21 protein-coding genes and 2 pseudogenes are annotated in these 22,231 nt (G+C 69.9%); 8 read left to right on the top strand and 15 right to left on the bottom strand.

Features of this window, described 5'->3' with window-relative positions; translation table 11 throughout:
* Positions 1-108 precede the first annotated feature (108 nt).
* A complete protein-coding gene (locus tag ACFWSK_RS13790) occupies positions 109-1,461 on the bottom strand; it encodes an FAD-dependent oxidoreductase (protein WP_383784544.1) in 1,353 nt (450 codons plus the stop codon).
* 115 nt (positions 1,462-1,576) lie between these two features.
* On the opposite strand from ACFWSK_RS13790, the pseudogene ACFWSK_RS13795 reads away from it, so the two are divergent.
* Positions 1,577-1,872, top strand: a pseudogene (locus tag ACFWSK_RS13795) (ArsR/SmtB family transcription factor); the annotation flags it as partial.
* A gap of 110 nt (positions 1,873-1,982) precedes the next feature.
* Here the strand turns inward: ACFWSK_RS13795 and ACFWSK_RS13800 are convergent.
* Positions 1,983-2,264, bottom strand: a complete 282-nt coding sequence (locus ACFWSK_RS13800; protein WP_383784547.1) for a hypothetical protein — start codon at positions 2,262-2,264, stop codon at positions 1,983-1,985.
* Between the two features lie 41 nt (positions 2,265-2,305).
* Here ACFWSK_RS13800 and ACFWSK_RS13805 point away from each other — a divergent pair, with 41 nt between their 5' ends.
* From ACFWSK_RS13805 to ACFWSK_RS13815, 3 genes are all read left to right on the top strand, one after another.
* Positions 2,306-2,839: a DUF5133 domain-containing protein gene (locus tag ACFWSK_RS13805; RefSeq protein ID WP_383784550.1), complete on the top strand. Its 534-nt coding sequence runs from the start codon at positions 2,306-2,308 to the stop codon at positions 2,837-2,839.
* 229 nt (positions 2,840-3,068) lie between these two features.
* On the top strand, positions 3,069-3,515 hold the full coding sequence (locus tag ACFWSK_RS13810; protein WP_383784553.1) for a Crp/Fnr family transcriptional regulator: 447 nt from the start codon (positions 3,069-3,071) through the stop codon (positions 3,513-3,515).
* A gap of 145 nt (positions 3,516-3,660) precedes the next feature.
* The gene (locus ACFWSK_RS13815) at positions 3,661-4,557 is read left to right on the top strand and encodes a hypothetical protein (RefSeq protein WP_383784556.1); all 897 of its coding nucleotides are present in this window, start codon (positions 3,661-3,663) and stop codon (positions 4,555-4,557) included.
* 107 nt (positions 4,558-4,664) lie between these two features.
* Here the strand turns inward: ACFWSK_RS13815 and ACFWSK_RS13820 are convergent, their stop codons facing one another.
* The 4 genes from ACFWSK_RS13820 to ACFWSK_RS13835 form a co-directional block, all read right to left on the bottom strand.
* The gene (locus ACFWSK_RS13820; protein WP_383784558.1) at positions 4,665-5,312 is read right to left on the bottom strand and encodes a peptidoglycan recognition family protein; all 648 of its coding nucleotides are present in this window, start codon (positions 5,310-5,312) and stop codon (positions 4,665-4,667) included.
* A 158-nt stretch (positions 5,313-5,470) separates the two neighbouring features.
* Positions 5,471-6,352 carry a lysozyme gene (locus tag ACFWSK_RS13825; protein ID WP_383784561.1) on the bottom strand — a complete coding sequence of 294 codons (882 nt, stop codon included), beginning with the start codon at positions 6,350-6,352 and terminating at the stop codon, positions 5,471-5,473.
* A 615-nt stretch (positions 6,353-6,967) separates the two neighbouring features.
* On the bottom strand, positions 6,968-7,495 hold the full coding sequence (locus ACFWSK_RS13830; protein WP_383784563.1) for a GNAT family N-acetyltransferase: 528 nt from the start codon (positions 7,493-7,495) through the stop codon (positions 6,968-6,970).
* Positions 7,496-7,677: 182 nt separating this feature from the next.
* Positions 7,678-8,427, bottom strand: a complete 750-nt coding sequence (locus ACFWSK_RS13835) for an NPP1 family protein (RefSeq protein WP_383784566.1) — start codon at positions 8,425-8,427, stop codon at positions 7,678-7,680.
* Positions 8,428-8,521: 94 nt separating this feature from the next.
* Between ACFWSK_RS13835 and ACFWSK_RS13840 the strand changes: the two are divergent.
* Positions 8,522-8,743: pseudogene (locus ACFWSK_RS13840) on the top strand (glycosyltransferase); the annotation flags it as partial.
* A 48-nt stretch (positions 8,744-8,791) separates the two neighbouring features.
* Here the strand turns inward: ACFWSK_RS13840 and ACFWSK_RS13845 are convergent.
* Both ACFWSK_RS13845 and ACFWSK_RS13850 read right to left on the bottom strand, forming a co-directional pair.
* Positions 8,792-9,940: a winged helix DNA-binding domain-containing protein gene (locus ACFWSK_RS13845; RefSeq protein ID WP_383784569.1), complete on the bottom strand. Its 1,149-nt coding sequence runs from the start codon at positions 9,938-9,940 to the stop codon at positions 8,792-8,794.
* 116 nt (positions 9,941-10,056) lie between these two features.
* Complete coding sequence (locus ACFWSK_RS13850) at positions 10,057-10,611, bottom strand: MOSC domain-containing protein (RefSeq protein WP_383784572.1); 555 nt, start codon at positions 10,609-10,611, stop codon at positions 10,057-10,059.
* Between the two features lie 176 nt (positions 10,612-10,787).
* Between ACFWSK_RS13850 and cpt the strand changes: the two genes are divergently transcribed.
* The gene (gene cpt / locus ACFWSK_RS13855; RefSeq protein WP_383784909.1) at positions 10,788-11,309 is read left to right on the top strand and encodes a chloramphenicol phosphotransferase CPT; all 522 of its coding nucleotides are present in this window, start codon (positions 10,788-10,790) and stop codon (positions 11,307-11,309) included.
* A 145-nt stretch (positions 11,310-11,454) separates the two neighbouring features.
* On the opposite strand, the gene ACFWSK_RS13860 is transcribed toward cpt, so the two are convergent.
* The gene (locus ACFWSK_RS13860) at positions 11,455-12,024 is read right to left on the bottom strand and encodes a GNAT family N-acetyltransferase (protein WP_383784574.1); all 570 of its coding nucleotides are present in this window, start codon (positions 12,022-12,024) and stop codon (positions 11,455-11,457) included.
* A gap of 339 nt (positions 12,025-12,363) precedes the next feature.
* Here ACFWSK_RS13860 and ACFWSK_RS13865 point away from each other — a divergent pair, with 339 nt between their 5' ends.
* Positions 12,364-13,029, top strand: a complete 666-nt coding sequence (locus ACFWSK_RS13865) for a GNAT family N-acetyltransferase (RefSeq protein WP_383784576.1) — start codon at positions 12,364-12,366, stop codon at positions 13,027-13,029.
* A gap of 40 nt (positions 13,030-13,069) precedes the next feature.
* On the opposite strand, the gene ACFWSK_RS13870 is transcribed toward ACFWSK_RS13865, so the two are convergent.
* The 4 genes from ACFWSK_RS13870 to ACFWSK_RS13885 form a co-directional block, all read right to left on the bottom strand.
* On the bottom strand, positions 13,070-13,699 hold the full coding sequence (locus ACFWSK_RS13870) for a hypothetical protein (protein WP_383784579.1): 630 nt from the start codon (positions 13,697-13,699) through the stop codon (positions 13,070-13,072).
* 145 nt (positions 13,700-13,844) lie between these two features.
* The gene (locus ACFWSK_RS13875) at positions 13,845-14,963 is read right to left on the bottom strand and encodes an AI-2E family transporter (protein WP_383784581.1); all 1,119 of its coding nucleotides are present in this window, start codon (positions 14,961-14,963) and stop codon (positions 13,845-13,847) included.
* 285 nt (positions 14,964-15,248) lie between these two features.
* Entirely contained in the window at positions 15,249-15,551 is a 303-nt protein-coding gene (locus ACFWSK_RS13880) for a DUF6355 family natural product biosynthesis protein (protein ID WP_383784584.1), read from the bottom strand.
* A gap of 168 nt (positions 15,552-15,719) precedes the next feature.
* Positions 15,720-16,028 (bottom strand): hypothetical protein, encoded by a 309-nt coding sequence (locus ACFWSK_RS13885; RefSeq protein WP_383784587.1) that lies wholly within the window; start codon positions 16,026-16,028, stop codon positions 15,720-15,722.
* Between the two features lie 199 nt (positions 16,029-16,227).
* Between ACFWSK_RS13885 and ACFWSK_RS13890 the strand changes: the two genes are divergently transcribed.
* Positions 16,228-17,031 carry an endonuclease I family protein gene (locus tag ACFWSK_RS13890; protein WP_383784590.1) on the top strand — a complete coding sequence of 268 codons (804 nt, stop codon included), beginning with the start codon at positions 16,228-16,230 and terminating at the stop codon, positions 17,029-17,031.
* Positions 17,032-17,095: 64 nt separating this feature from the next.
* Here the strand turns inward: ACFWSK_RS13890 and ACFWSK_RS13895 are convergent, their stop codons facing one another.
* The gene (locus ACFWSK_RS13895; protein ID WP_383784593.1) at positions 17,096-20,089 is read right to left on the bottom strand and encodes a tetratricopeptide repeat protein; all 2,994 of its coding nucleotides are present in this window, start codon (positions 20,087-20,089) and stop codon (positions 17,096-17,098) included.
* A complete protein-coding gene (locus ACFWSK_RS13900; protein WP_383784596.1) occupies positions 20,086-21,939 on the bottom strand; it encodes an HSP90 family protein in 1,854 nt (617 codons plus the stop codon). The genes ACFWSK_RS13895 and ACFWSK_RS13900 overlap by 4 nt, the downstream gene beginning before the upstream one ends.
* Between the last annotated feature and the right edge of the window lie 292 nt (positions 21,940-22,231).

Here is a 22,231-nt window from a genome sequence, read left to right on the forward strand (position 1 = left end):
CCTCCCGGCCGGCGGCGCGGGGCCCCCCCCCGGCCTGTCGGGGGGGCGCCCGCCCCCGCCCCCCCGTCCTGGTCGCGGCCGCACGGGCCCGGATCTGCGGCATGTGCGTCAGCAGCCGCCGGTGGAGGCCGGGGCGCCGGTGCCGATCTGGATCGTGGCGGGGGTGGAGCAGCAGCCGCCGCCGTCGCTGGGGGTGGCTTCGGGCTCGTCGAAGAGGCCGGCGCCACCGCAGACTCCGGTCTCCGGCAGGACGAGTTCGACGCGTTCGGCGGCTTCCTGGTCTCCGGCGAGTGCCGCGGCGATGGAGCGGACCTGTTCGTAGCCGGTCATGGCCAGGAATGTCGGCGCGCGGCCGTAGGACTTCATGCCGACGAGGTAGACGTCCTTCTCCGGGTGGGAGAGCTCGTTGACGCCGTGCGGGTAGACGGTGCCGCACGAGTGCTGGTTGGGGTCGATGAGCGGGGCGAGTTCGGTGGGCGCCTGGAGGCGCTCGTCGAGGCCGAGGCGCAGTTCGGCGAGGAAGGAGAGGTCGGGGCGCAGGCCGGTGAGGACGATGATCTCGTCGACCGGGTCCAGGCGGCGGCCGTCCTCGGCGACCAGGACCAGCTGTTCGCCCGCCTTCTCCACGGCGCCGGCGCGGAAGCCGGTGACGGCGTCGGCGTATCCGTCGTCGACGGCCGCCTTGGCGGCGAGGCCGAGGGCGCCGCGTGCGGGCAGCTGGTCGGCGGTGCCGCCGCCGAATGTGGAGCCTGTGACGCCGCGGCGCAGGATCCACACCGCGTGTGTGCCGTCCTCCTTCCTGGCGAGGTCGGCCAAGGCGGCGAGGGCGGTGAAGGCCGAGGCGCCGGAGCCGATCACCGCGGTGCGCCTGCCTGCGTATCGGGCGCGCACGGCCGGGTCCTTGAGATCCGGGATTCTGTACGAGATGCGGTCGGCCGCGGCCTTCTCGCCGAGGGCCGGGAGGCCGTCGCCTCCGATGGGGCTGGGGGTGGACCAGGTGCCCGAGGCGTCGATGACGGCGCGGGCGGTGATCCGCTCCTCGCGGCCGTCGGCGTTGCGGACGTGGATGGTGAAGGGCTGCAGTTCGCGGTCGGCGTCCACGACCCGGTCGCGGCCGAGACGGGAGACGCCGGTGACAGTGGCTCCGTAGCGGACCTTGTCGCCCAGGACGTCGGCGAGCGGCTGAAGGTACTGCTCGGCCCAGTCCGCCCCGGAGGGGTAGGTCGAGCCGTCGGGGGCGGACCAGCCGGTGGGCGCCAGCAGCTTCTCCGCTGCCGGGTCCACGACCTCGGACCAGGTGGAGAACAGCCGCACGTGGCCCCACTCGCGTACCGCACTGCCGGCGGCGGCCCCGGCCTCCAGGACCAGCGGTTCGATGCCGCGCTCGGCGAGGTGTGCGGCGGCGGCCAGACCGGCCGGGCCGGCACCGATGACGACGACAGGAAGCTGCTTCTCGCTCATGACGGGTGTTCTCCTCGACGCGTGGTGATGTCAGCCGGAACGCTGCTTCGACATCCATCGATGTTCTCGATATCTGGAGCCTGCCACCCATATCGACGAGTGTCAACATAGACATATGTCGAATTCAGTGGCGGTGGAGCTCCAGGTCCTGCCGGCTCAGCCGATCACCCGTGCCGCCCGCCGATCACCTCGGCCGAGCTCCCACAGGCGGACGCGGAGAAGATGGCCGCCACGTTCAAGGCACTCTCGGACCCGGTGCGGCTGCGACTGTTCTCCAAGGTCGCCTCCCACCCCGCGGGCGAGGCGTGTGTACGCGACATCGCGGATGTCGGCGTCTCGCGGCCCACCGTCTCGCACCATCTGAGGAAGCTGCGCGAAACCGGCCTGCTCACCTCCGAGCGGCGCGGCACGAAGAGCACGGTCACGAAGAGCACTGCCACGGAAAGCCCTGACCGGATACGAAGATCCGGAATGTTACATCGCGTACAGAGCCGATCTTCACAGTAATGACCTTCATTCACTCAGGGCACTCCGGGCTGCCCCACCGAAAACAACCGCACATAATGCTCCCATCCGGAGATCAGCAGAACCGGAGAAACGGAGAAACGAAGACCCCCGGCGATCCCATCTATCCGTACCATGATCTTTCCGCCCGGAAGAAGGATCAAGGAAAGGAAATCCACCCAACCGGCGCGGTTGATTCGCTGACCGCTCGGACGGGCAATAATCCAATGGCCCAGAGAATGTTGCGTGGGGGTGATCCGGCCTCCCGCACGGCGGGCATGATTTTCCGCACCGCTCACCGAAACATCATTACCCGCCGTTCGAAGGGATGGCCTCCTCCATGTCCACATACGCCGAAGAGCGCTCCGAATCCGGCGCCTCCCCTTCGCCCGGAACCACGGAGCCCGCATGGAAGCCGCTCCTGGATGACCCGGCCACACCGTGGGCGGTCGGAATGATCATGGCAATGACCCCGTGTTCGAGACGGGACGCGAAACGGGTCCTGGCTGTGGCGGCCGAGACCGCGCACCTCACTCCTGCGGCCATGGCCGCCGCGATGGTGGCGGGATCGCGCGGCGTGCCGGTTCCAGCACATGTGGAACGGGCACTCCGGGGCGCGATGGAGGCCGCCCGCACCCCCGCACCCCCCTCCGAGGCCCTGCGGGGCGTGGCTCTCCTGCCGAGCCGGGCACGGACCGAGGAGGTGCTGTCCGAGTTCCGGAAGCGCCAGGCCCTGCTGGCGTCCGCCCCCGCCGACAAGAGCGCAAGGCAAGCCTTGGACGACGCGGCCTACACCCTGTGCGTGCTGCTCGGCCGGACTACGGTGCACGATGCGGTGGACGCCGCAGAACAGCACCTCAGCACGTCGGCGTAGCCGCTCGTACCGGGCGCACAGGCACGCGCACTATCCGCTGTGGCGCCGGTTCCGGGGCCGCAGCGGAACCACACCTCGCCGGGCACCCGCCCCGCACCACCGGTCCGTCGCGACATCACTGTTCCGTCGCGTACTTCTTCCATGGTGGGGAAGAACTCCTCTACGAGTGGTGCGCGGAATGCCTCGCTGCCACCCTCCCCAGAGAACCGCTCCTCGGAGGAGTACTCCGATGACCACCACAATGAAGATCACATCCGTGCCCGCCACGCATCGCGAACATCTGCTGAGTCTTGGAAGTGATGTGCGGTTCCCGGCAGCGCAACGTCTTTTCGAAGAACACACCATCGCCGACCGCTTCTGGATTCTCAAGACCGGCGCGGTGACTCTCGATGCCCGACTTCCGCAGGGGCGTCGCGCGGAAATAGGGACGCTCGGGTCCGGCGAGCTGGTCGGCCTCTCATGGCTCTTCCCGCCCTTCGAGTGGGAACTGGGCGCCGAAACGCTCAGCCCCGTGCGCGCCTACGAATTCGACGCGTCCCCGGTACGGTCACTGTGCCAGTCGGACCCCGAGTTCGGATTCGCGATCAGTCAATGGGTGGGCATGGTGCTCACCCGCCGCCTGCACGCGACGCGCTGCCGACTGCTCGAACTCTACGAATTCGCCGCACGGGCCTGAGCGGGCGCGCGAACCGCCAGGTCTGACCTCCGCCACGAAGATGTCCTGTGGGCGTCGCGACGTCACGCCACGCGCCGCCCATCGACGCCTTTGAGGACACCGCCACACCTGCCCGCTTTCGTGCGCTATGCGGCACTGTGAACGTATGGATGAAGCAGACCTGCCGACCTACGACATCCAGCGCATGGCGGACGCGGTGGAACGCCTGTGGCGCCGGCCGCCGGATGAGGACTCGCCGCGCTCCGCCGTCCGGCTCCCCCACGCCGGCGAACAGGGCGAGGCCGTGCGCCACGCACTGGGAATGCTCGTCCCTCTGATGGGTGTACCGACGCTGTACGGCGGAGACTCCCACGGGCCCAACATCCGTTGGCGCGATGATGCGCGCTGTCTGCTCCTGGACGGCGAAGAGGGAATCCTGCGGCTCACGAGCCACCCCACAGCCGCGCTGGAGCAGAGAGAGCGGGCCCTCTTCGAGCGCGGGGTGGGCGACGGGGACGGGCAGGTCCACGCCTACGCCGACCTTCCGTTCCTGTGGCAACTGCGCCGCGACGCAGAAGGCGGCCCTCCACCCCTGCCACCGTGCGTGGCGCCCGACTGGGAGCGACTGGAGGAGTCGCTGCGAAGTCTCATGCTGGCGTGGGCCACCCAGTTGACGGCCCAGACCGGCGACGGCTCGGCAGCATTCGACCTGGTCAACCACGCCGACGGCGACCGCCCCCTGACCTTCCTCTACGGCCCCGAGGACGGCCTGGTCGTGATGGTCGACGACGAGGACGCACCAGTGGACGACGCGGCGCACGAACGGGCGATGACCACCAGGGGCTGGCACGATCGCGCGATCCCCGTGGCGCGATGGTGGGTGAGCACCTTCGACCCCGATCCTTCGGGCGCCGCCGCTACGGCCGGTCTGGCCGTAGCGGAGCTGCGGACGCGCGGGGCACGTACCCCCTCCGACCTCGGGGTCGCGGACGTCACCTGCACCGACACATCAGGTGAGGAGATCGGCCGGCTGACCCTGCCCGGGCTCGGCCTGAACAGCTGAACATGAACCGAGCCACGGTCCACGATGCTCAGCCGCTGGACGACCGGGCCAGCCCTGGGTCGTCGAAACCACGGCCGCCGCCGCGTTCCACGACCCGGCGGTGCCCCTCAGCCCATGCTCGCCGCCACCTGGCTGCGCAGTTGAGGCAGCTTGTCGTGCAGGACACCCGGGCAGAGCGTGGTGCCGAAGTCCTTGTGCCCGTATATGCGGCTCGGTGCTATGCCGTACTGCTGACAGGCGTACGCGCAGAGCACCACCAGGACGTCCCACTGTGCCTGCGGCGGCTGAGCACCGTCGTGGTAGGCGCCTTCGTTGGCGATGCCGATGGCCTGGTCGTTCTGTCCGGACGTATGGGCGGCCAGTACGAAGTTGCTGCCGCCCTGCAACGTGCTGAGGCTGCGGTGCCGCCCCTCGGTGATCCAGCCGCCCCTGCTGACGAGGAAGTGGTAGCCGCTGTCGATCCACCCGTTCTTGTCCATGTGCAGGTCCTGGACCCAGTGGGCGTGCGCGTGGGCCTGGGCGCGGGAGAAGTCGGAGGTGTTGGCGCTGACCGTGTGATGCACGATGATCTTGTTCGGTCGCCTGCCCACCAGGCTCACCGGGCTCCGGGGCGGGCGGGCGTTCCACCGCAGGGTGCCGTCGATGTCCGGTTCGACGACAGTTGCGGCGTGGGCGGTACCCGGTAAGGCGGCAGCAGCCAGTCCGCCGGTTCCGGCGAGCAGGACGTGGCGACGGGTCAGCTTCGGACGATTCACGGCGGACTCCTGGTCTGCGGTCGTTCCGGCCGGCCGTTCGTCGGCAGCGGCCAGTGGGGTGGCCAGTGGGGGTGCGGTGCCGGCGCGGGCTGGACCGCACGGATGCGGCCGGGCGAACCCCGTACGGACTCGCCCGACCACAGCAGGAACGAGTCGGGTTACGCCGTGTTGTTGGCGAGGGCCAGAAGCCGGGTCATGGTGCCGTTGAACTTGTTGCGGTCCACGTCACCGGCGACACCACTCACCCGGCCGGTGGCCGAGTACTGCCAGATCGTCCACGTGGGGAATCCGCTGGGGATGTTGGGGCTGGTGGTTCCCCAATGGGCCACCCAGAGGGGGGACTTGGTGGACATGCCGGTCCAGTTGCCGGTGCAGGTGTTCCACCAGCTGGCGGTCGTGTAGATGACGACGTCACGCGTCGTACGGGCCTTGTACGTGTTGTAGAAGTCGTTGACCCACGTGCGCATCTGCGTCGTGGAGAGGCCGTAGCACATGGCGCCCGACGGATTGTGCTCGATGTCCAGTACACCCGGGAGGGTCTTGCCGTCCTTGGACCATCCTCCGCCGCTGCTCGCGAAGTAGTTGGCCTGCGTCGCCCCGTTGGAGGAGTCCGGGCGGGCGAAGTGGTACGCGCCCCGGATCAGGCCGGCGTTGTAGGAGCCGGTGTAGTTCGCGCTGAAGCGGCTGTCCTTGAAGCTGGTGCCTTCGGTGGCCTTCATGTAGGCGAAGTCGATGCCCGCGGCCTTCACCGAGCCCCAGTTGATCGCACCCTGCCAGTGGGAGACGTCGATGCCCTGGACACCGCTGGTGTCCATCGTGGACACGCCCCCGTCCGCCGAGGCCGGCGGGCCCTGCTCGATGCGGGTCCCCGCCCCCATCCACGCCTGTCCGGGCTGCACCGGCCTGTCTGGGCCGGGGGGAGCGGCGGCCGCCGGGCCGGCGGTCGTCACGAGCAGCGTGGCGACGCTGCCGAGGACACCGGCGAGCAGGGCGGCTCTGGATCTGACGAGTCGGCGGGTCGGAGAACTGTACGCGGGCATAGCTGCCTCCGGGCACGTTGGGGGGAGCGAGCGGCTGGCATCCGATTATCGGATGCCATGGACACGACATGAGTAACGCACGAGTAATGAGGGGCGTAAAGAGGCCGCTTGGCGTAGACCTGTGGCGCCTCGCGCTAGCTGCACCAACGCGCCGAATTGGCAGAAACTTTCAGCACTGAAGAACTCAGGGCGCCCCCTGGCGCGTAAGGAACGGGTGGAGGAAGCCGCCCGGGCCCCCTGCGCGCCGGGGGGATCCGCGGGGTCCCCGGGGGAAAGCGGTCGGCCGCGAGCGACGCCACGCACGAGAGGACGGCGCCCCACCAACAGGCCACCGACAGGCCATCGGCAGGGACCGGCGGACGATGCCGCGCGACGCTCTCGCGCACGGACCCCGCGTACTCCGCGCGGCATGCACGGGGCGGACATTCGAAACGCTCTCGATCGACTTCGGAGCGTGTGTGCGCCAGGGAGGGCCGGGCACGTAGGCGGTGGCCAGCCAGGGCTGCGACCCTTCGGTGTCCGAATCGATGACGGCCGAGGACCCGAGCAGGTACTTCGCACTCGACTTCACGATCTGACGCAACGCTGAGCAGCCGGAGGGGAGTTGGGCCGGATTCAGGCCGGTACGACGGTCCGCACCGGCTTCTCGAAAAGCGTGAACGCCTTGGGCACGCCGCCCGCCTGCGGCTTACCCGCTTTGTGGCCGACGATTCCGTACCCGTCGGCCATGTAGTAGGTGTGCAGGCGGGCGTTGCCGGCCAGGCAGTCCAGTCGTACGCGGGCCCTCCCCCGCTCGGCCACGCGGTGCTCCGCGGCTCGCAGCAGCAGCCGCCCAGTGCCCGGCCGGGCACGCCCGCGGTCCACCATCAGCCGGTGCACATAGCCGGCCACCGGCGGCTGCGGCCCCCAGGCGTCCTCGTCCGCCCACCACAGCTCCCAGGCCCCGACCACGCGGCCGTCGGTCTCCGCCAGCCACACCTCGCCGTCCGCCATGATCCGGCGGAAGTGGTCCTCATCCAACTCGCCGGGCAGCCACTGGCCGGTAATCCCCTGGGTAAGCATCCAGCGGGCAGCGTCGTCACGCAGGCGTACGAGAGTGGCGAGGTCGAGGTCGTCGGCGAGGCGGAGGCTCAGGTCGTTCACACCGAGATCCTCCCATGCGCGGGCGGGCCGCTGGGCGGCGGCAGGACGCGGGAGTTGGGGGCCGAACGCGGGCCGCGCCCATCTCCTTCCGCGACACCACACGGCCCCGGCCGGGAGCTGGAGCAGGCCGGGGCCGTCGCCTCATGGGGTTACGCACCGGCCTGCTCGGAGGCCGCTGTTCGTCAGGCGTGCGGGTCGAACGCGATGCCGGCGGGCTTGGCCTTCTCCAGGTAGTAGTTGAAGTTTCCGTCCTTGAGACCGAAGACGGCACTACCGAAGTTGGCCTGACTCAACTTGTCGCGAAGACCTGCGGGGTAGCCGTTCCAGCCGACGAGGCTGGGGAACTGCCAGCTGTGGTGATGGTTCTCGGGCGGCTCGTCATTGGCGTTCGCCAGGCGGAAGCAGTGCGTGCTCACGCCGTCCTTGTGGTACACGATCTTGGGGTGCGTACCGTCCCACCGGACCCGGTCACGGTTGTGGATATCGAACTTCCCGTGAGCGGAAGTGGAGACGTACTGGGCCTGGTTGTTCTGCACCCAGACCACGACGTGTTCCCAGTCATGGCGGTGCCCACCGAGACTGCTGCCGGCCAGGGCCTGGTCCTTCTCGAAATACAGGCCGTACATGATCGCGCACCAGCCGTTGTTGCACTTGTACCGCGCGTATCCGTTGGTGCTGTCGAGGTCCCACGCGTCACGGCACTGGCCGTTGAGTGCGCCGCTCGGGTTGAGACCGGTGGCTACGGCGCCGTCCGGTCCGATGGCGGACGTGGGGTAGCAGCCGTCCGTGTCGTAGTCGTAGGCCGGCTGGAACGCCTGCTCCAGTCCGTCCGCGGCGGCGGGCAGGGCCGAGGGCGGTGCAGCGTAGGCGCCACCCGGGAAGGCGATGACCAGCGCGATGGCACTGCCGAGGGTCAGCGACATTCTTGTCATCCGCGAGCTCTTCTTCAACTGCGTCCTCCTGGTTGACCGCGGTGTGGGGCGCGCGACCTGATTGGCATGCCCATATCAGGCTCGGTCAACCTCATTGCCGGGCCGGGCGGACCAGCCGTATTTCGCCGGCCGGGTCGCCGACCTGGGCATCGGCACGGCACACGACGGTCCGGCCCCGACCGTCGAGTCCCTCTCAGCCGCACTCGAGACGGCCCTGGCCCCCGACACCCACGCACGAGCGACGGCCGTCGCCGGCACATTCCGCACCGACGGGGCGACAGTGGCCGCGAAGCTGCTGCTCGACGCGGTCAGCTGAGAACTCGGCGTGAGCCCGCCCACCCGAACCGGTGACCAGGACCCTCCTTCAGGACCTCTGCGCAGGCAGCAAGCGCGTCTCGGTATCGGGCAGTTTGGCCCACCAGTGGTTGTAGCGGCTGTACGCCTGGGAGTCGCGGTCGGCCAGCATGCCGGTCAGAGACCGCGCTTCCGCGGCGAGCGCGTCCCACACTGTCGTCGGCAGATCATGGAAGGCCGTGGCCTCGATACCGCCGTCGACGGGGCGCCACACCCCCGCGACGTATCCGTCGACGAGCAGGGTCGGCAGCACGTCTCCGTTGTTACGGATCACCAGTCGACGGTAGTCGGGAGGGATGATGCGGCTGCGGTCGGCGTAGGCGAGCAGGGTGCTGTCCCACATGGCCATGAGCCGGGGTGGGGCCGGGGTGTCCGCGGGCGGGCGCGGGGAGCCGGGGACGTCGAACAGGACGATGCCCTCGGGCCCTTCCAACCGCTCGACGCAGTCGCCGAGTGCGCTCAGCGCCCGACGGATGGGCGCGCGCTGCACCATGGCGAACTGGGCCACGTCCGCCACCGAGGCCGGACCGAACCCTTCCAGGTAGCGCAGGACCAGCGCCTGCAGTGCGCGCGGCACCGTCTCCCGCCCTCTGGGAATCGAGCCGGTCCTCGCCGCGACGAACGACGAACGCGTGGTGAACGACCACGGTCCGCCCATCGGAGCATGGTGCAGCGGCGCGTAGGCCCGCAGCCCCCACCATGCCGCCGGCTGCTTGTCCGCACCGAGCCGCGTTTCGAGCCATGCCTTCATCTCCGCGGCCGTCCGGGGCTGATCGGCGAAAGCAAGCAGCTCCGGAACCAGTTCGTCGCCGTCGTCCGGCGTGAGCCCGGAAGCCGCGAACCGGAAACCCAGACGCGAGCCGTACAGCGTTGACTGCATCGCCTCGCGGAAGACCTGGTAATCGTCCGCATGCACCGTGTGCAGGGTGATCCGCATCAGGGTGGCCTTGACGACTGCGCGGTCGGCGAAACCGGCGTCCAGAGCGGTCGCATCGAAGTCCGTCACCCGATTCCACAGGGCGACATACGGCGAGGGAGCATGCTGCGCCTGCACCGCGACCACTCGACGGACCGCATCGACGACGCTCAGGGCCTCCCGTTCCAGCAGAAGTTGGCGACCAAGGGTGGCCCGGTTGAGCTCGCGCGCGGTGATCTTCACGCCGAGGATTCTGCCGTGCACCCAGCGCTGAGCGCCAGGATACTTCGCACACCTTTTCGATCGGTTGGTCGACGTGTCCCAGCGTACTCACCGGGAACGCTGCCGAGGTTTCCGACCTATACGCGCTCCAGCGGATGGTGCGCACCGGTGGGCGGTTCGACGCCGATGGCGTCACCGGGACGAACGACACCTCCGTGGCGAACGACACCCATGATCCCGGACTTGAAGGTGAACTCACCCGTGGCGCCGTCGAGTTCGAAGACCTCCTGAAGAAGGCCCGTCCGGAAATCGTTGACCTTCGAACACGGATTGCGCAGCCCTGTCACCTCCACGACCGCCTCCGCGCCGAGCCGCAGCAGAGCCCCGGTGGGCAGGCCGAGCAGGTCGATCCCGCGCGTGGAAATGTTCTCGCCGAGCTGGCCCGCGGAGACGGTGAACCCCTTCGCGGCGAGTTCGTCGAAGAGCTCCTCGTGGATGAGATGCACCTGCCGCAGGTTGGGCAGGTCCGGCTCGTAGGTCATGCGGAACTGGTGCTTGATGGTCTCCCCCGCGTGGATATCGCCCTCCACGCCGAGACCGGCGAGCAGGGTGACGCTCGCGCGGTTCGTTTTGCTGAACGAGTACGTCCCGTCGCTGCTCACAGCCGTAACCCGTGCCATTCCGCCGCCCATTTCTTCCCGCCGTGCGCGCTCGATCCCGGCCAGCGTATGCGGACACCGACCGGCGCGAGCGGCAGCCCGCCCTGCCGGTCCACTCGGGCCGCTGGTTCGCGGCAGCAGCGCGGTATGTCCGGAACTGGTTTCGCGTCACGGGGAGGCGCCCCTACTGTGGCGCGGTGACGACTCAGATGATCATCCTCAATGGTGGCTCCAGCTCGGGGAAGTCCGGGATCGTTCGGTGCCTGCAGGCCGTACTGCCGGATCCGTGGCTGGCGTTCGGGGTCGATTCGTTCGTCGACTCGATGCCCGCGAAGATGCAGGTGTCCGATGCGGGGATCGAGATCGGGGAGGACGGCCGGGTGAGCGTCGGGGCGGACTTCCGGGCGTTGGAGACGGCCTGGATGGAGGGCATCGTGGCCATGGCCCGTGCCGGCGCCCGTATCGTCGTCGACGATGTCTTCCTCGGCGGGGCGGCGTCCCAGCAGCGGTGGCAGAAGGCTATTGGCGGGCTGCCGGTGCTGTGGGTCGCCGTCAGGTGTGACAGCGCGGTCGCCGCGGGCCGTGAGGTCGCACGGGGAGATCGGGTCGAGGGCATGGCCGCGTCGCAGGCCGATGTGGTGCACCAAGGGGTGGTCTACGACCTGGAGGTCGACACGACCCGCACCGAGTCCCTCGCGTGTGCGCGAACCATCGCCGCCCGCGTCAGCTGATCGGCACAGGAGCCTCGCGGCGGTGGGGTCGGCCGGGAGGCGTACGGCGGAGCGAGGCGCCGGAGAGGCCGGCCCGGGGTGGCGTCACCGGCCGGTCGGGGGCCGTCGAGGTCGTCACGCACTCCGTGGGCGCGCTGGTACGTCGTCAGGCCGGAGCGGGCGCGGACGCGGGCGTTGTGCCGGCGGGTCTGTCGATGCGGTAGACGTAGTGGGTCCGGTCGTCATCCGGGTTGTCCGGGTCCAGGTCCGCGGTACCGATCCTGCGCAGCCCGGCCTTCTCCAGTGCCCGCCACGACGCGCGGTTGTCCGCATGGACCGGGACGACCACCGCGGACGCGTCCGGGTAGTCGGTCCAAGTGGCCTCCACCAGCGCCCGGATGATGCGCGGGCCAAGCCCCTGCCCCACCCTCGCGGAGTCCCCGAGCAGGTAGTCGATCGTGACCGCCGTGTCGGGCAGTTCGATCTGGTCGGCCAACTCCGCCCGGTAGTCGGGGTAGTCCGCGAACCGGCACCGCTGGACCAGGGCAACCGGTGCGCCGTCCAGCATGACCAGCAGGTCGTCGGACGGCTCCTCGCCACGCGCGGCAGGGCCGAAGTCACGTGCGACCGCCTCGGCGGAGGTGTCGTGGTGCCACCACCGGGCCACGTGCGGTTGCGCGAGCCATTCCCGCAACAGGCCGAAATCGCCCTCGCCCACGCGCCCCCATGTGATCACCACGCCTCCTCGCACCACGTACCCGGCTCGGCCGGGTAGCCGAGTTCGCTGCCCCTGCGCACTTCGCTCCCGAGCGCACCGACCACCGTACCCACCGCGAACGGAACGTCGAAATACGGTGGCCGAGGTCGGCGGCCTGGTGCTTGGATGCTCTGCGTGACTTCTGTGGATCTTGGTGATCAGTCTGAGCGGGTACTGCTGGAACGACTTGAGGGGTACTACGACGCGGTGCCACGTCCGGGCGCCCGGGTCGAGGACTTCGGGCCTCTGACCCTGTTCGTGCGGGAAGGCCAAGGATGGCCGTTCTACGCCCGCCCGGCCCGGGGATGGTCCGGCGCCGTGAGTACCGCTGCTGTGGACAGGGTCCGCGCCCGGCAGCGCGAGCTCGCGGTCCCGGAGAGTTTCGAGTGGATCGCCGAGACCACGCCCGCACTACGGGCCGCGATCGAGGACTCGGGGCTCGTCGTTCACGAACACCCCCTGATGGTGCTTGACCCGGGGGCCCCGGTGCCCGCCGTGGACGAGGTGCCCGGCGGGCCTTCGGTGCGAGTCCTGGGCCCGGACGATCCGGCGCTGGCGAGCGCGCTGGTGGTGCCGTATCTCGCCTTCTCGGAGCCCGGAACCGGTCTCGGCTCGGCGGGACTTACCGAGCTGGCAGCAGCCGTACGTGCGCAGGCAGGCGACGGGGCGGTGGAACGCGTGGTGGCGCGGATCGAGGCGGGTCTGACGTCGGTTGCCGCAGCGGTGGACGGCGGAACGGCACTGTGTGCGGGCCAGCACCAGCCGGTCGGTTCCGTCAGTGAGATCGTGGGTGTCGGGACGCTGCCCGCCGCCCGTCGTCGTGGCCTCGGGCTCGCGGTCACCGTGACGCTGGTGGCCGACGCCCGAGCGCGAGAAGTGGAGACCGTCTTCTTGTCGGCAGGCGACGACGACGTCGCCCGGATCTACGCCCGGCTCGGCTTCCGACGTGTCGCCACCGCACTGATCGCCGAACCTCCCGAGTAACGAGTCGGCCCTCGGCCGGCCCGGAGAGCGTACTGCGGTCTCAGGCGAAGGGATTGCCGTGCCCTGGAAGCTGCCCGCCCGGCGGCACGTACCGCAGCCGTCCGCCCTGTTCGGTCACCGGCGTGAACCCGGCGGCCCGCAGCAGGCCGGCGTACTTCGCTCTGTAGCGCCGGTTGACGACGAGCCCGACAGGCACGAGAGCCATCAGCGCGGCCCAGATGCCGCAGATGGTGACCAAGGCGGTGGTGTCGGCGCCGAATGTGAGAGCGGGGCCCAGGGCCAACGCGGTGAAGCTGACACCTGCGATGACCGTCAACTGTTTCTCGGTGTACCTCGCGGCGAGGTCGAATTTGATGCGCGCCTTGAGTAGGCCGACCTCATCGGACACGATGGGCGGCAGCGCGCCCCCGTCGCCGGCGTTCGGGTACCGCGTCCAGTTGCGCGCGGCCCGTGTGCGGGCCTGCGGGCTGAGGTCGGGCACGATCAGCATCACGATACCGTTGCCCTGTGGCCCGCCGCCCTGGCGCACGTCCGCGTACTCGTACCCGAACTGCTGCGCTGTGAAGGCGAGTCGGGCGAGCTTTTTCATGGATGCCATGGTGCTGGTGACCTGCACGGGCTCCCCGCCGGACATCTGCCGCAGCATCTTCCGGACCTGTCGCTTACCCACGGCGCCCCCCGCCATCGACAACCCGAGAAGTCTTTCACAAGGGCACGTTTCTGGGAAACATGGACTGATGCGGTGCGGCCTGCCCGAAGCCGGGAGGCCGCACTTTCGTAACGACGTCGTTCGTGCCTTCGTCCTCCGTGCGTGGCTACGACGGGACGGCTGCACCCGGGGCGTACGAGCCGTCGGGCTCCGGCTCCGCCAACGGGTCGCTGAGCTGCTCGCGCAGGTAGTTCCACACCACGGCCACCAGCGCGGCTACCGGTACGGCGAGCAGGCTGCCCACGACGCCCGCCAGGCTGCCGCCCAGGGTCACCGCCAGCAGGACCACCGCGGCGTGGAGGCCGAGTCCACGGCTCTGGATCATGGGCTGGAACACGTTGCCCTCGAGTTGCTGCACCACGAGGATGATGGCCAGCACGATCAGCGCGTCCGTCAGCCCGTTGGACACCAACGCGATGAGCACCGCGACCAGACCGGCGAACAGGGCGCCCACGATCGGGACGAACGCCGAAATGAAGGTCAGTACTGCCAGCGGAAGCGCCAGGGGCACTCCCAGGATCCAGAGGCCGAGGCCGATGAAGACTGCGTCGAGCAGGCCGACGAATGCCTGCGAGCGAACGAAGGCGCCCAGTGTCTCCCAGCCGCGCGCGGCCACTATCGGGACGTCGGTGGCCAGTCGGCCGGGGAGCTGACGGGTGAGCCACGGCAGGAACCGCGGGCCGTCCTTGAGGAAGAAGAACATCAGGAACAGCGACAGGAAGGCGGTGACCACACCGTTCAACACAGTGCTCAGGCCCGTGGCGACGGCGGTGACCATGCTGCCGATGCTGTCCTGAACGCGCGCGACCGCAGTGTCGAAGGCGCCACTGATCTGGTCGTCGCCGACGTTCAGCGGCGGCCCGGCGGCCCACTCGCGCAGTCTCTGGATACCCTCGACCACGCCATCGGTCAGCTCGCCGGACTGGGACGCGACCGGCACCGCGATCAGCGCCACGATGGCCGTCAGAACGAGGAGGAACAGGACGGTGACGACCGACGCCGCGAGGGCGGGGTGCCATCCGTGCCGACGAAGGAAGCGCGTGGGGGGCCAGGTCAGGGTGGTGAGGAACAGGCCGACGACGATCGGCCAGACGACCGGCCACATCCAGCCCAGCAACCACACGGCCACGGCGGCCGCGACAAGGACCAGCAGCAACTCGACGGCGATACGTGCCGTTGTCCGGAGCGCGGCGGTCGTCTTTATGGAGCTCAATGTGGCAGACATGGGGCCACCCTATTGATACTCGGGCCGCACTCCGAAATGGCCACTGCCCTGCACACCGGTGGCCGCTGTCCTGCGCACCTTGCCGCCCTGTGGCTCTCGGGTCACCGGTGGGGTGCGCGGGCTCGTACGGCTGTGCGACGCATCGGGCCGGGTCGGTCTCCGGCGTGGGCACGGCCCAACCGCCGGAGACCGGAGTCCTCCCCCGTCCGCATGCCCGACGGGTCTACGCCGAGGGCGCCGCTCAGGTCCGGACGAGGGGCTTCCGGGCCGTCGCGTGCTCCTGGGTCAGCAGGTGCGGCCGACGTAGTGGGCTCCCTGGATCCTGCTCGCCGAACCCAGCCAGGTGTCGCCCGGGCCCACACAGCGCTCGTAGTTGGGGCCGAAGACCTCGACCTCGATGATGACGTTCGAACCGTCCGACGTGCAGTGGTTGTACCGGGCGTCGGCGCCGGTTTCGTAGAACCCGCAGGGGTTCATCACCGTCGCGGCCTGCCCGGCGGCGGTGGCCGTGGCCGTCGCGGCCGGGGCGAGTCCCAGGATCAGTGCGGCCGCGGCACCGGCGGACAGTAGCGAATGACGAATACGCATCGCGATCTCCTCATCGATCATCGAGTGCCCGAGCGCTGATCACTCGGGCACTCGATGATCACGGGGCCGGGTACCGGGTGACGGCCACATTGCCCCGGACGGAGCAGTAAGTGCAGCCGATCGGGACGCGCAGAGCGCGTCGCCGCCCTCACGACCGGCCCTTCGGGCTCAGCTCACCGGACCAGGAGGAGCGAAGGCGCGCCGGACCGCGAGGGCGAGGGCCTTGCGCCGCCGGTCGTGCTCGGCTTTGGGCTCGGCCTTGCCGGCCGCGTAGATGGCGCTCGCCGGTGACCAGGTCATCGACACGGCGGTGACGAGGGCGAGCACTTCGTGCGGAGCAATCGACGGGTCGATGATTCCCTTCGCCTGCGCCTCTTCGATCGACCCGACCCGTTTGGCGTCGAGTTCCGCGGGTCGGTCGTACAGGTCGCCGGTGGAGGTGCGTTCCAGCCGGGCCCAGATGGCCAGGCGGACCACTCGGCATCCTCGGCCGGAGGCCGCCGAAAGGTTGCGTCGTATGCGAGAACGTCATGGAAACGCCTTCTCCCGGTTACGCGACCGGCCGCCGCCCCGTGCCATGCTCCCGGTGACCAAAAGTCAACACGCGTAGAACGCACCGCCGTTGAGGCAAATGCCACGTTCCTACGCGTGCCGTCCCCCGGGAAAGGGCACCCCCATGTCCGTTGCGCAGATAGGCAGATGGAAGGTGTTGGCGGCAGCCATATCCACCGTCCTCCTCGGCCTCACCCTTCCGACGGTCGCCGCGAGCCCCGCGAGCGCCACGACCACCGCGTACGACAGCACGTACTACAAGAACGCGATCGGCAAGACCGGCACGAGCCTCAAGTCCTCGCTGCACACGATCATCAGCCCTCAGACCAAGATCTCGTACGACGCCGTCTGGAACGCGCTGAAGGTCACCGACCAGGACCCGGGCAACAGCGGCAACGTGATCCTGCTGTACAGCGGCACGTCACGCAGCAAGACTCTCAACGGCGGCGACGTCGGCGACTGGAACCGTGAGCACGTGTGGGCCCAGTCCCACGGAAACTTCGGCACCTCGTCCGGCCCCGGCACGGACCTGCACCACCTGCGTCCCGCGGACGTCCAGGTCAACAGCATCCGCGGCAACAAGGACTTCGACACCGGCGGCAGCGCGGTCAGCGGCGCGGCCGGCAGCTATACGGACTCCAACTCCTTCGAGCCGCGCAACGCGGACAAGGGAGACGTGGCCCGCATGATCCTCTATATGGCCGTCCGCTACGAGGGGGACGACGCCTGGGCCGATCTGGAGCCCAACGATTCGGTCTCCAACGGCAGCGTGCCGTACCACGGCCGTCTCTCCGTGCTGAAGCAGTGGAACGCGCAGGACCCGCCGAGCGCCTTCGAGGAGAGGCGCAACCAGGTCATCTTCGACACGTACCAGAAGAACCGGAACCCCTTCATCGACCACCCGGAGTGGGTCGAGGCGATCTGGTAGGGCGCCCGCGAGGTGGGCTCATCTCCCCGTCCCTCACCGGGGAGATGAGCCATCGGTGGCCGCCCTAGCGGAGTTGGTCGAGCAGCATCTCCGCACGGTTCTTCAGGTCAGTGGCACGGTCCCCTTCCCACGCGGCGAGTTCGGTGATGAGAGCACTCACTCGGGCGGTCGCGCTCTCGGCACGGCCCAGCTCGCTCTCCGTCCACGCCGCGTGGGCCACGCACTGGAAGCGCTCGTCGAGTGCGTCCTCTCCGAACTCCGTGTAGAGCCCGGTGGCCCGGTCGAAGAGGCCGACCATCTGCTCACGGGTGGCGCGTGCCTCCGGCGAGGACTCGTCCTCCTCCTCGTCCTCCGGCAGCGTGCCCTGGAGCAGCCGGGCGAGCTGCTGCCAGGTCTGGGCCCGCTCGTACCGCATCCCGGGCTCCTCGGACCCGTCGACGACGGCCAACGCCTGCTCCATCAGGTCACGCGCCCGTGCGATCCGCTCAGCGGACTCCTCGTCCTCCTGGTCCCCCACGGCCAGCCAGGCCAGCGAGCGCAGCACCCGCACCTCCGCCACCGGATTGCCGCCCACGCACCGCCACAGCTCCAGGGACCTTCCGTAGGCGGCTTCGGCCTCGCTCCGCAGGTGCGCGGCGGCAAGTGCCTCGCCGGCCGAGTGGGCGAGACCGGCCTCGAACCGGGGTTCGTCCCATCCCTTGGCGGTCTCCGCCGCCAGCAGATACTGCTCCGCCGCGGCGCGCGGGTCGTGCAGTTCCCGGAGCAGCCCGCCGAGCAGTTCCCTGGCCTCCACGCCTTCGCCCTCGCCGTGCTCCAGCAGGTCGGGCAGGGCCGACTGGAGCACCTCCGCCGCGTCGGCGATGCGCTCGGCCGCCGCGTACGCCCTCGCCAGCAGCAGCCTGGCCCGGGCCCCGGACGTTGCCGCGAGCCCTGCCTGGTCGAGCCAGTGGGTCGCCTCGAGTGCGTGCGGCACCGCTTCCCCGGCCTCGCCCCGGCGGAGCAGGATGTCCGCGAGGGTCAGCCGTACACCGGCCTGGTCAGCACCGTCGGCCAACTCGGCGGCGTGGTCGAGGGCGGTACGCGCGGTGGACTCCGCGGCCTCCAGCTCGCCGCGCGCGGCCAGCACGCCGGCCAGGAGAGACAGTGGTTCCACCGCGTCCCAGGGGTGCTCCGCCGCCAGGAGGCGTCGTGCGGCCGAGTCCAGCAGCGGTGCCGAGCGGTCGAGGTCGTCGACCACCAGAGCCAGTTTCGCCAGAAGCAGCTCGCTGTCCGCGACCAGGTCGGCCACGCTCCCCGGACCGGCCGTCAGGGCCGCAGGCTCGTCACCGTACGCGGCGACGAAGCCCTCCAGCTCGGCCACCAGACGGTCGTCCACGGGCGATTCCGGCTCGTCCGCCGCGCGCTCGCGCAGGTGCGACTCGATGCGCAGGGCGGTGAGTTCGGCGCCGACGAGGCGTCGGAGCCGTTCCGGGTCGGCCTCGTCCAGTGCCTCTGCCGCTCCCAGGGCTGCGGCGAGCAGTTCACGTATCTCCGCGGGTCCGGCGTCGAACTGGGTGGCGCATCCCGCGATCGCCAACTCTGCGTGGGAGGCCCGGCTGTGCTGTCCGGCAGCCCGGTAGGACGCGGCCGCCTCGGCGTACAGGGAACGGGCGCCCGGGTCGCCGGAGCTGGCCGCGGTCGCGGCCCGGTACACGAGCAGGTCCCCGGCCAGGGCGGGGTCGGAGAGGTCGGCGTGGGCCGTGCCTTCTCCGCCGGCTTCGGCGATCCGGGCCGCCTCGGCCCACAGTCCCTGGGCGGACGGGTGCCCCTGCTGCCGGGCCGCACGGGCACGCCCGACGAGTGCGGCGAGGTCCGGTTCCGTACCGCCCGCTGCGAGGTCACCAGCCGCGGGCCGGGTTTCCGCTCCATCCGGCCGGGTCTGGGTGTGGAGCGGCACGGACGGCAGCTCCGCGCTGCGTACGCCCAGGGGAAGCGCCCCCACCAGGGGCTTCTGTCCGATCCGGTCGACCAGCCGCTGCGAGACGAGCGCCGTACCGTTGCGCGCGTCGAAGCGGGCGGCGATGTCCGTGGCCGCCGTGTACAGCGCCTCGTACAGTTCCTTCGCGCTGCGGACTTCGCCCTGGTAGGCGACGGTGGGGCCGTCTCCGTGTCCCAGGTCGGTCAGGCGACGGAGCAGGACGAGGACTCCCCCGGCGAACTCCATCTGCGATTCGACGTCCGCGAGCGGGCCGAGGTGTCCTGCGTGCTCGGCAAGGATCTCCAGGCCGCGCGACTCGTTCCCGGTCAGCGCGCAGAACTCGATGTGCTCGCCGACGGAGCGGAGCAGGCTCTCCTTGCCACGGGCCATGCGGTAGCCGCGGAGATGGTACGTACGGGCCTCGTCGGTACGGCCGAGGCGGACCAGGGGGAGCAGGGCGTGGGCCAGCACCCGGTGCGGCTCCTCCATGCAGCCCAGACCGTCGGCGAGTACCGGCTGCCAGACCTCGATCGCCTTCGCGTCGTCGCCCTTGCGTGCCCAGTACCAGCCCTGGGTGTTGATCTCGCAGGCGTGACAGTCGCTCATCGAGTCCCGTTCGGCCGCCGCCCAGCCGGTGATCGCGCGCTCCATCCGGGCGTGGTCACCGGTCGCGTCCGCCAGGTAGAACTCGGCCTGCCGTACGGCCCGTTCGCTGTATCCGGCCAGTCGGTAGCGGCGCTCCATGTCCGTCAGCCAGCCGTCGACCGCCGAGAGCGGGATCTCCGGGGACTCGACGATCCGCCCGGCCACCCACTTGAAGCGCCAGAACAGCCGGTGCACTTCGCGGGCGGTGAAGACGCCCTGGTCACGGTCGTACTCCTGGAGCAGCCGGGCGAAGGGGACCACCATCTTGGTGCGCTCGGCGCTGTACTCGTACGCCTCGATCAGGCCGACGAGCGCACGGCGGAACAACTCTCGGTCGCCCGTGGCCTCGGCTGCCGCGGCGAGCGCCTCCGCATGGAGGTTGCGGGCCGTCCCGTGGGGAGCGCGGGCGTTCTCGCCCAGCTCGCGGCGGATCTCCTCGGGGGTCATGGTGGTCACTTCTGGTTCTCCTGGGGATTCGAGTGGGTCGCCCATTCCAGAAGCCCGAGGAAGGCCCGGTTGAGCAGGGTGGAGTCGGCGGGGCGAAGGGGCCGCTGCGACATCAGCAGGGCCTGGCCGTAGAGCGACTCGACTGCTGTGCCGGTGAGTTCGACGTCGGGCAGACCGGCGATCCGGCGGATGAGCGGGTTGTTGTGGTTGAGGACCAGCCGTGCCCGGGGTGCCGAGCCGCGCAGTGACCCGAGGATGTCGTTCCACAGCGAGTCGGCGTTCTCCTGGGCTGTGGCGCGGTCCCGTTCGTGCCGTGCTTGACGGTCGTCCAGGAACAGCGCGGGCACGCTCACCGGCTGGAACGCCCGCAGCGCCACATCGCAGCCGTGCGGGTCCAGCCGGGTGCGGGCGGTGGCGAGGAAGGACGCGAGGGCAAGCTCATCGGTGGTGGAGACCGGGTCGAGCCGCTCGGTGACGGCTCCGGCATCGAGTTCGGTGACCTTCAGCCCCGGCCGGATGGTGGGCAGCAGAGCGAGCAGTTCGGCATCGTAGGTGTAGCCGGCGTTGACGACACCGAGGCCGTGGGCGGCGGCGATCGGGGCGATCTGCCGGAACTCCTCCACGGTCCGCGTGAAGTGGATCTCCTCGTGTGACGCGGCGAACTCCTCCAGGCCGAGGTTTCCGTCGCTGGTCTCGAAGGGCAGCCAGGGCAGCATGAGTTCGAAGAGCTCGGCGTCGTGGCGCGCCAGTGACTTCACGCCGAGGTGGTGGACGCGCAGGAAGTCCGCGAGTCGCTGAGGATCGCCCGCTGCGAGCTCGGTCAGCCACTGGCGGACACGGCCACCGAGCGCGTCCCGTACGGCGGCGAGTGTCTCGTCGTCGTAGAGGTTCTCGCGCGAGGCGGTCGGCCGCAGTGAGTCCGTGTCCACGACGGCCCGTACGAAGAAGGCCCAGTCCGGCAGCAGGTTGTTCGCGTGGTCGGTGAGCAGCATGCCCTTGAGATACGTGCGGTGCCCGGCCTTGTGCGCGGGGCTGGTCGGCTCCGGGAGTACGTACGCCACTCCGCGTACTCCGGCGACCGGCAGATCGAGGTCGATCGTGTCGAGCGGGGTGAATCCGAAGACGCGCGAGCAGTGCCCGGCGAGCGCCACGCGGCGGGAGGCCGGCGTGGGGTAGGTACGGTCCCAGACAGCCGGCCGGTCGGTGACCGGGCGTTCGGTGCCGTCGGCGCCGGTGAACGTGATGTCGTACGGAAGCAGGGAGCCGAAGTCGCGGGCCAGTGCTTCGACCCGGGTGGGCTCCATCCACTCCCCCGCGCCGGGGCGTGCTTCCAGGTACACGGTGGTGCCGGGCTCGGGACGTGCCTCGTCGGGCAGGACCCGGACCGTGTACGAACCGTCGTCGGAGGCGAGCCATTCCACCGGGGCCGCGCCCGGGATGCGCGCGGAACGGGTCACCACTCTGATCCGCCGCGCCACGACGAAGCAGGCGAGCAGGCCGATGCCGAACTGGCCGAGGAACTCCTGCCGGGCGGACTCCAGCCCGTGTTCACCACCGCGCTTGGAGCTGCGGCCGATGGTGGCGAGCAGCGTGTGGACCTCGTCGGACGTCAGACCGATGCCGCTGTCCTCGATGGATACCGTGCCGTCGGCGGCGTGGAGCCGGATGTGGATGCGCGCGGCGGGGTCGAGGGCCTGACGGGCGGTGACGGCGTCCACGGCGTTCTGCAGCAGCTCGCGGACGTATACCCGGGGGCTGGAGTAGAGATGGTGGGACAGCAGGTCGACCAGCCCTCGCAGATCGACCTGGAAGCTGTTGACGTCGGGCGCCGTCGCTTCGTCCGGGATGGCGGAAGTCATGGTGCATCACCTCGTGTGCGCATGGGTAAACAGACGACCTCGAGGTACCCCCCTCACAGATCGCGAAGTGAGACACAGCGTAAGCGGCAGCACCGACAACCGCCCGCGAGATATGGCCGTCGGACCCCTGGCAGGAACGGCACAGGCCACACGACCAACTCCGGGTCGCCATGAGCGGTGCCTGAGACTGCCACGGCACGGCTGCATCTCGGGGATCGCCGACGGACGGTGGCGCGTCTCCGTACGCTGGCCTCGCGGGAGGGGCTTGCACGAACGGTCATGCCTCGTCGCA

This window comes from Streptomyces sp. NPDC058620 (genome assembly GCF_042717135.1).
Lineage (GTDB): Bacteria > Actinomycetota > Actinomycetes > Streptomycetales > Streptomycetaceae > Streptomyces.

What these genes read in the sequence shown, in the direction of transcription:
- ACFWSK_RS13790 (WP_383784544.1), bottom strand. Translation starts at nt 1,461, where the DNA reads ATGAGCGAGAAGCAGCTTCCTGTCGTCGTCATCGGTGCCGGCCCGGCC.
- ACFWSK_RS13805 (WP_383784550.1), top strand. Translation starts at nt 2,306, where the DNA reads ATGTCCACATACGCCGAAGAGCGCTCCGAATCCGGCGCCTCCCCTTCG.
- ACFWSK_RS13810 (WP_383784553.1), top strand. Translation starts at nt 3,069, where the DNA reads ATGACCACCACAATGAAGATCACATCCGTGCCCGCCACGCATCGCGAA.
- ACFWSK_RS13815 (WP_383784556.1), top strand. Translation starts at nt 3,661, where the DNA reads ATGGATGAAGCAGACCTGCCGACCTACGACATCCAGCGCATGGCGGAC.
- ACFWSK_RS13825 (WP_383784561.1), bottom strand. Translation starts at nt 6,352, where the DNA reads ATGCCCGCGTACAGTTCTCCGACCCGCCGACTCGTCAGATCCAGAGCC.
- ACFWSK_RS13835 (WP_383784566.1), bottom strand. Translation starts at nt 8,427, where the DNA reads ATGACAAGAATGTCGCTGACCCTCGGCAGTGCCATCGCGCTGGTCATC.
- ACFWSK_RS13850 (WP_383784572.1), bottom strand. Translation starts at nt 10,611, where the DNA reads ATGGGCGGCGGAATGGCACGGGTTACGGCTGTGAGCAGCGACGGGACG.
- cpt (WP_383784909.1), top strand. Translation starts at nt 10,788, where the DNA reads ATGATCATCCTCAATGGTGGCTCCAGCTCGGGGAAGTCCGGGATCGTT.
- ACFWSK_RS13875 (WP_383784581.1), bottom strand. Translation starts at nt 14,963, where the DNA reads ATGTCTGCCACATTGAGCTCCATAAAGACGACCGCCGCGCTCCGGACA.
- ACFWSK_RS13880 (WP_383784584.1), bottom strand. Translation starts at nt 15,551, where the DNA reads ATGCGTATTCGTCATTCGCTACTGTCCGCCGGTGCCGCGGCCGCACTG.
- ACFWSK_RS13890 (WP_383784590.1), top strand. Translation starts at nt 16,228, where the DNA reads ATGTCCGTTGCGCAGATAGGCAGATGGAAGGTGTTGGCGGCAGCCATA.
- ACFWSK_RS13900 (WP_383784596.1), bottom strand. Translation starts at nt 21,939, where the DNA reads ATGACTTCCGCCATCCCGGACGAAGCGACGGCGCCCGACGTCAACAGC.